General features: G+C 40.4%; 7 protein-coding genes. All 7 read right to left on the bottom strand.

Annotated features, from left to right (window positions below):
* On the bottom strand, positions 1 to 2,909 hold a 2,909-nt coding region (locus MVY38_RS08435; RefSeq protein WP_297485211.1), incomplete at its 3' end, for a CusA/CzcA family heavy metal efflux RND transporter.
* A gap of 462 nt (positions 2,910 to 3,371) precedes the next feature.
* Entirely contained in the window at positions 3,372 to 3,974 is a 603-nt protein-coding gene (locus MVY38_RS08430; protein ID WP_297485208.1) for a mobile mystery protein B, read from the bottom strand.
* A gap of 1 nt (position 3,975) precedes the next feature.
* Entirely contained in the window at positions 3,976 to 4,326 is a 351-nt protein-coding gene (locus MVY38_RS08425) for a helix-turn-helix transcriptional regulator (protein WP_297485215.1), read from the bottom strand.
* 118 nt (positions 4,327 to 4,444) lie between these two features.
* Positions 4,445 to 5,452, bottom strand: coding sequence for an efflux RND transporter periplasmic adaptor subunit (locus tag MVY38_RS08420; protein WP_297485206.1), 1,008 nt, complete (start codon positions 5,450 to 5,452; stop codon positions 4,445 to 4,447).
* Entirely contained in the window at positions 5,449 to 6,627 is a 1,179-nt protein-coding gene (locus MVY38_RS08415) for a TolC family protein (RefSeq protein WP_297485204.1), read from the bottom strand. Before MVY38_RS08415 ends, MVY38_RS08420 begins: the two co-directional genes overlap by 4 nt.
* Positions 6,628 to 6,636: 9 nt before the next feature.
* On the bottom strand, positions 6,637 to 7,023 hold the full coding sequence (locus tag MVY38_RS08410; RefSeq protein ID WP_297485202.1) for a FixH family protein: 387 nt from the start codon (positions 7,021 to 7,023) through the stop codon (positions 6,637 to 6,639).
* Between the two features lie 136 nt (positions 7,024 to 7,159).
* Positions 7,160 to 8,019: methyl-accepting chemotaxis protein (locus MVY38_RS08405; protein ID WP_366939784.1), on the bottom strand; the 860-nt coding region annotated here is incomplete at its 5' end.

Genomic DNA, 8,019 nt, shown 5'->3' with positions numbered 1-8,019 from the left:
TGTACTGCCCCATCATAGATGGCATCGTTTAAGTGCTTCACATCAAACTTCTCTCCATGCATCGCTTTAGACTCATCAACCGCTTCTTGCAAATATACTATCATAACGATGGCAGTCTCAGCCGCAACACCAAGCAGAGCCAAGAAACCGACAACCACCGCGATACTCATTGCAAAATTGAGCATATCGATGTATATCAGACCTCCAAGGAGTGCAAAGGGAAGCGTAAAAAAGACAATGAGTGTCGGCATCATTTTTTTAAGTGCCATATAGATAAGCACTAAAATAAAGAGCAGTACCGCAGGAATAATCCAGACAATTTTTTTCATCGCACTGTTTAAATACTGTGCCTGTCCTGCCCACTCTATGTAGTAACCTGGTTCAAATTTTATTTCATTTATTAACTTCTGCGCACCTTTTTGGTATTCAGTCGCTGTAATGCCTTCTTTGGGCGTAATATATATAAATGTCACAGGAGCTGCCATCTCACTTTTTATGACCGAAGCACTCTGTTTGTAAAAGACTTTTGCAAAAGTACCCAGTGGTACAAAGCCCAGTTTTGTTTTTATCTGAATATCTCGAATACTCTGCAAGCTTCTTCGTTCACTCCCTTCAAGTCTCAAACTTATAGGGTAGCGTTCAAGTCCTTTGTACATCGTAGAGACTTTTAGTCCGCCAATAGCTAAAGAGGTGTACTCAAGCAGTGTGTTCTTATCTAGCCCATAACGCTGCATTTTAGATTCATTCAAATCAAGATATATAAAATACCCGGCACTTGCCTGATCGGCAAATACTGAGAGCGTGTTGTCATAATCTCGTAACTTCTCTTCTATGAGTTTTCCATACTTTTGCAGTCCTGCAGCATCTTTTCCGTAGAGCTTAATCCCGATAGGAGTACGAATACCACTTAAGAGCATATCTATTCGCCCACGAATCGGGTATGTCCACGAGTTCGTCAGACCAGGAACCTGCAAGGCATCTTCCATATCTTGACGGAGTTTGTCGTAGGTCATCCCTTTTGGCCACTCAGATTTTGGTTTGAGCGTAATAATGGTCTCAAGCATACCAAGTGGTGCAGGGTCAGTCGCTGTTCCTGCGCGCCCTGCTTTACCAAAGACATTCTCCACTTCAGGAAAAGATTTTATGATTTTATCCGTTTTTTGTGTCAGCTCTTTCGCCTGATCTATACTGATACCATAAGGAGTCACTGGCATATACATAAAAGTCTGTTCATTGAGCATCGGCATAAACTCCCACTTTAAACTGTTGTAAAGCGGATACATATAACCCAAAGAGAGTAAAATAAGTACAATCACAAAGTACTTTACTTTCAGTCCATAAACAATAATAGGACGATAGAGCCAAATAAAAAATCTGTTGAGCGGATTTTTATTCTCCGGAATAATTCTCCCTTTTACAAAGAAGACCATAAGCACAGGCACAAGCGTAATGCTCAAAAGTGCTCCAGCTGCCATTGCAAATGTTTTGGTAAAGGCAAGCGGTGTAAAAAGCAGACCCTCTTGTCCGCTCAAAGCAAAAATAGGCAAAAATGAGACCACGATGAGCGCAAGCGCGAAAAATATAGGACGCCCAACAAGTTGAGATGATTTTAAAATCACCTCTATACGCTCTGCGTTTGTCGGCATCCTTTCATGTTTATGTTCAAACTTATGCAGCGACTTATGGGCATTTTCTATCATCACGATGGAAGCATCCACCATAGCACCAATGGCAATGGCAATACCTCCAAGACTCATAATGTTCGAGCCTATACCAAACACTTTCATCAGTAAAAATGTCATTCCAACGGTCAAAGGTAAAACAATGAGCACAATAAGTGATGAGCGAAAATGGAGTAAAAAGAGCCCGATAACAATGATGACAATAATACTCTCCTCGATGAGGGTGTCTTTAAGTGTCTCCACCGCACCGTCAATAAGCCCTGAACGGTCATACACAGTTGTCACATCCACACCATCGACTTTGAGCTCTGCCATCTTCTTTTTGATTCTCTGAATTGCCGAGTAAACATCAGCACCATAACGCACTAAGACGATACCGCCGACCACTTCACCTTCACCGTTTAAGTCCGCCATACCACGACGCGGCGCAGGAGTAAGTTCTACACGACCTATATCGCCAATGGTAATGGGTACACCAGCGCGAGTTGTCACGACAAGCTTACGAATGTCATCAAGATTTTTTACATATCCCTTCGCCTGCACCATCCACTCAAAACCGTTTTTAATGACTATGCGGCCTCCGGTGTCATTATTATTGCTTTTGAGTGTTTTTGCCACATCTTGGATGGAGAGGTTGTAGCGTACAAGATTGTCGTTGTTTACACTCACTTGATAGGTAGGAATAAACCCACCTACAGATGCCACTTCACTCACACCATCTACACCCATAAGCGCGTACTTATAGTAGTAGTCCTGCAGCGTTCGCAGCTGTGCTAAATTCTTAGTTTTTGAACTCAGAGCATACTCATAGACCCAGCCTACACCACTTGCATCGGGGCCTAATGTCACGCTCATATTTTTTGGCAGACTTGACTGGATGGAAGCGAGTTGTTCAAGCACACGGCTTCTCGCCCAGTAGAGGTCTGTACCATCTTTAAAAATGATGTAAATAAGCCCCGTCTCATAAGTAGAATACCCACGAACAGTATCAATGCCGGCAATAGCCAAAAACTGTGACACAAGCGGGTATGTCCCCTGCTCTTCTACCGTCTCAGGAGACTGCCCTGCCCAGTTTATCTGCACGATTACCTGAGGAGGAGACAAATCTGGCAGTGCGTCAAGCGGAGTATTTTTCATACTCCAAATACTTCCTGCCACCAAAAAAAGTGCTGCCATCAAAACTAAAAATTTATTTTTTATGCTAAAAGCTATGAGTTTTTCTATCATTATTTATGCCTTCAATTCTTAATGATAGAATTATAGTGTAGGAGTGTGTTGCGTTTGTGATTTACTCAGCTTCAATCACGCATCTAAGTGCCTGACAATAATATCGAGTGTTTTTACAGAAACACTCCCAAAGTGCCCTTTCTCAACTTTGGCTAATATAACACGACGAATGCCTGCTAGAGAGGCTAAACGCTCTTATTTTAGTTCCAATTTCGGACAAGTTCATCTGGCAACTCCGTATAGATTTTTTCATCGAGTGAAAGTCTAAAAATATCTAGCATTTTTGAGCCGACATTTTGAAACTCACTATTTTTTTGCAGGTAATTTTCAAACTATCCATGCATTTCACATAAATTTCTTCAGACTCTTTTATAGCGAGTTTGGAAAAAGTATCTTTTGTGTGTAGTTAAATACATAGTGATTGTGTTCTTTTTCAAAGGCCAACTCCTCCGCTTTTTTATTCTAATAAGTATGCTTGTGCATCTCAATAAGCGACTGATAATCACCACTGTCAGCTTTTTTAAGAGCTCGAATATATTCATCCTGTTTTAGGTTTTCTTTGGAAAGCAACTCTTCTTGCCACCTCACCGGCATTGAACCGTTTTGTCGAAGATAGATGTTCGCTAACATTCTCGACCATCTACCATTACCGTTTTGAAAAGGGTGTATTTGCACTGCTCTATGATGAATGCGAGTCGCTGTTTCATAAATATCAAATGTTCTATTTTTATCCCAATATGCTATATCGTCTGCCAACTCTTTGAGCGTAGTCGGCACCATATAAGCCTTGATGCCAATAGAGAGTTCAACTTGTCTAAACTCACCAGCCCACTCCCAAACATCACCAAACATTTCCTGATGCAGCTGTTGCAACCATTCATAAGTAAAGGGAGCTTCTTTTTTAGACGGTGGAGCGGAGAGATATTTCAGTGTTGCCAGTGCTATATTGTTCGCTTCTGCTTCATATATCTCTTTAAGGGTGTACATTCTATTATGGGGTAGCTTCAGCCCTGATATATCATCAAGTGGCGTAGCGTCGTCTATAGGCTTTGTAGAGTGTATCATTTTAAGCCACCCAAAGCGTATCTTTATAATTACCATATAAAAATTCATTCTCATACATAGAGACTATTTTTTTAATACCATCATCTTCCAAACCTTGCATTTCAAGTGCTGATGTCCCTTGTACAATAGAAGCCAAATAGAGCGCTTTTTCTTTTGCTCTTTGTTTTTCTAGCTCTTTTAAAGAAATTTGTTCATTGCCCGCAAAATCGAGCCCTAAAAGATTTGTTACTGCTTCAATGGTACTTAGTTTTACATCTTCGTTTTTAAGAAGACGATTGATAGTGCGCACACCAACACCACTTAACTTTGCCAAGTTTTCAATGGTGATACCAAGCTGCTCTTTTCTTGCAATAATCTGCTCTATTAATTCTAAACGCTTGATAAGAACTCCTTGAACAATATTATGCCATAAATGGCATTAATAAGTCCGCGTGTGAACACCCTATCCTTTTTATTACTCTTGAGAGGTGCTAGTAAAGCCCATTTATCTGCGCATCACTGTCCATCATAAAGAGTGAGTTATTGACCACTTCATCTCCTGCGTTTAAGCCCGATGTAATTATGTATGTTTGGTTGTTAAGTGGTTTGACATCCACTTCTACCGGTTCATATTCGCCCTCGTATTCACCTACTACAAATGCGTAATATTTACCGTCTTTTAAGATGACTGCACTTTGTGGAAGTGTGAGATACTCACGTGCTTTGTCTTTTGAGATGACATTTGCATACATTCCGGGAAAGAGCGTATGTTTAGGGTTGTTTAAACGCAGTCGCATAGTCAGCGTTGCCTCTTTTGGATCAAGGTTCGGATAGAGCAATTTTTTATTTGTTTTGTAGATTTTCGGAGTTGTTTTAAAACTTACATCAAACTCATTCGCCTTTTTTATCCACGCAACATCATCTTCAAATATCCTTGTCTCTACCCACACCTCATCGAGATTGACTATCTCAAAAAGTCTGCTTTTAGCATTAAACGCAGAGCCATTGGTGATGTTTTTCATAAAAACATACCCAGAAGTTGGCGCGTAAATAGTTGTGTTTGGCGAAACCTTGTTTGTTTTTAAAATGCTTTGTATCTCATTTTGAGGAACATTTAGGAGTTGTAAATTGAGCTTTGCACTTGCAAGCATACCGCTATTATTTTTGATTTGCGTATATTTATAGGCATTTTTGTAATCTTCTTTTGCCTTATAAACCTCAGGAGAGTAAACCCTCACAAGCGGGTCGCCTTTTTTGACATACATATAGATTTTGTTTGCATAGAGTTTTTCAACAAAACCGCCAAAACGCGGAGCAATGTCATATATGCGCGCTTCATCGGCTTTGACATACCCATAGTTCTTTTTAGAGTGTGATGATTTTACTTTTTGCACCTTCACTGTTTGAACAGAAAAAAGCTGTTCTACCGTTGGTTTTTCTTTTACCTCAGCGCCAAAAAGTGCAAAAGGCAGCAGTAGTGTCAGTAGTATCTTTTTCATTGTAATTTTCCTTGTAACTCGGCAATTTTTGCCTCAGCTTTGTTGTAATTTGCAATCGCTGTGATGCTCTTTTTCTCTAAAGAGAGTTTGTCAAAGAGTACATCTATGTATTTAAAAAGGTCACTCCCTGTAGATATAGAAGCAGTAGAGAGCTCAAACATATGTGCCACCTGTGGCAGTGCATCATCTTGGATGATATGATAGATTTTATATGAAGAGAGCATTACCGCGTAGTAACTCTCAAGAGCTGCGTTTACTCCTAACTGCGTATCTGCCTTTTGGCTGCGTTTAGCGAGTAAAAGTGCGCGCTCGCGCTCCTCTTTTGCATCTTCTGTGCCATAGATTGGTAAGCTAAGCCCCACACCTACACTAAAGTAGTCATCATACTTCTCTCGGTAGTTATACCCTGCTAAAATATTAACATCAGGGTAGTTGTTGACATCTGCTAGTGCTACTTTTGCATTTTGTTTTGCTATCTCTTTTTCTCTGAGGGCAATTTCAGGGTTATAGCCCAAATCTGCACGAAAACGCTCAAGCTCAGGTTTGCTTTTTATAGCAAGGTCAATGTCAAGTTTTTCTACTCTAAACGCAGCAAGTGCCGAGAGCCGTGCATAGGCTTGAAATATCTTTGCCTCTAACGCCGTTTTTTGCACCTTCAAGTCAGAAAGAGAGAGTTCTGCTTTCATAATCCCCATATGTTGGCTTGAGTTGATACTGGTGTATGACTCATACAGCGTGATGTTTCTTTTTGTCAATTTTATATACTCATCTATGATGTTAGTGAGTTCACGCAGCTCCCAAATAGTATAGGCTTCGGTTTTTATGCGCTCGACAAGTTTTGCCTCTACAGCGCGCAGTTGCTCTTTGAGCACTGCATCTTCTGCTACGGCGACATCTTCTCTTTTTGCTCTTTTAGAGTAGTAAGGAATGTTTTGCTTCACACTCAACACCGTTTTGCTCATTGGCTCAGACGCATCAAGTGTGTTTTTTACAAGTGAAAGTTCAGGATTTGCAAACTGGTCTGCTATGTCAACACTCTGTTTGTTTGCCGTCAAACGGGCATTTATCACCTCTAAAGAGGGGCTCTTTTGCAGCGCAGTATTTATAACGCTCTCAAGCTCCACCCCAAAGAGTGAATTTGAGAGCAGTAAAAGAGAGAGAATTAGAGTTCGCATTCTGTTTCCTTAGATATTGAGACTGGTTTTAACACGGTACTTTCTACCTGTCTTTGGAGTGATAAATATATGTATCTGCCATGTTCCACCCATTGCAAGGTTGAGCTTTGCGCTGTATGTGCCATTTCCAAGTGCTTTAGCAGTCACTTTTGACTCCATTGCAGGCATTCCCGGCATTGCAGGCATAAATGCACGCACTACCACATTTGCATCCTTTACAAGTTTACCACCTTTTTTGATGCTAAACTCTAAAACATTCGCACCTGTTGTCAGTGGTTTGTCCGCTGTGATGTGGATTTTCACATTTCTAAATTTTGCGTCTTTGCTAAACGCAGCCGCATGTGAGAGTGTTACACCAAGTAGTAGTGCAAAAAATATCTTTGCTAAAGTTTTCATTTTATTCGTCCTTTTTAACCCAGATTATACAATAGGGATTTTAGTTTGTTAGGAGAAGTATAACGATGAAATGTGTTGCGTTTGTGTGAGAAGAAAGAAAAGAAGACGAAGAGTAGAGTAAAAACTCTACTCTGGGTTAAATTTTGACCTCAGGGTTACCCTCTTTTACCATATCTTTAAAGAGATCAAAGAGTTTGAAACTTTCATTTTCAGCCTCAGCCATATTGCGTACTATTTGCTCTTTTTTCTCTATTAAGTAGTTATTTTCTTTAATGTAAGAGAGCGCTGCAAGTGCTTTTGTATGCACTAGTCCATGTGGTACTTCTATGGATTTGTATGCAGGAGTATTACCAAACATCTCTTTTCCTTCATTAGAGTACCATTTTCCAAGACGACAATGGAACTGGTCGGCAAAAGAGTCTTCAGCTTCTGTATCGTGTGTGAGAAGCGCTGTATATGCTTCATGTTTGAAGTTAATATGGTCTACTTTTATCAATGTTGTAAAGAGATAATCGGAAATATATTTTGTCTCTTTTGCTGCTGTTCCTGCATTTTCTGCGAACCTGTTGAGTGTATCGTAGAACTGCCCAACATCTTCTTGTGAGTTCGTCGCTATTTCTGTAATGTTCTCAGAGTTTCCTTGAATCTCATTTGCCTCTTGTTTGAGTGTATTTGTTGTGATGGCTATCTCTTGTGTTGCCTTTTGCGTACGCTCGGCAAGCTTTCTTACTTCATCTGCAACTACAGCAAAACCTCGTCCATGTTCTCCTGCACGAGCAGCTTCTATGGCTGCGTTTAGTGCAAGCAAGTTTGTCTGGTCTGCAATGTCTTTTATAAGGTCAACCACCGCAGTGATCTCATTGGTACGCTCAGTGAGTGAGACTATGGAGTCATTTGAGTTTGTAATAAGCTCAATGAGTTCATCAAGTTTGTCTTTAATGTTTTGTACAACTTCTTGAGATTGGAGTGCCTCTGCTGCCGTCTCTTTTGTTGAGT

Origin of the sequence: Sulfurimonas sp. (genome assembly GCF_027056685.1) — a bacterium.
Lineage (GTDB): Bacteria > Campylobacterota > Campylobacteria > Campylobacterales > Sulfurimonadaceae > Sulfurimonas.
The sequence above is the reverse complement of the archived record's forward strand: the minus strand, read 5'-3'. Positions and strand labels throughout refer to the sequence as shown.

Excerpts from the sequence above, each read along its gene's own strand:
- MVY38_RS08430 (WP_297485208.1), bottom strand. The coding sequence starts at position 3,974 with ATGATACACTCTACAAAGCCTATAGACGACGCTACGCCACTTGATGAT.
- MVY38_RS08420 (WP_297485206.1), bottom strand. The coding sequence starts at position 5,452 with ATGAAAAAGATACTACTGACACTACTGCTGCCTTTTGCACTTTTTGGC.
- MVY38_RS08415 (WP_297485204.1), bottom strand. The coding sequence starts at position 6,627 with ATGCGAACTCTAATTCTCTCTCTTTTACTGCTCTCAAATTCACTCTTT.
- MVY38_RS08410 (WP_297485202.1), bottom strand. The coding sequence starts at position 7,023 with ATGAAAACTTTAGCAAAGATATTTTTTGCACTACTACTTGGTGTAACA.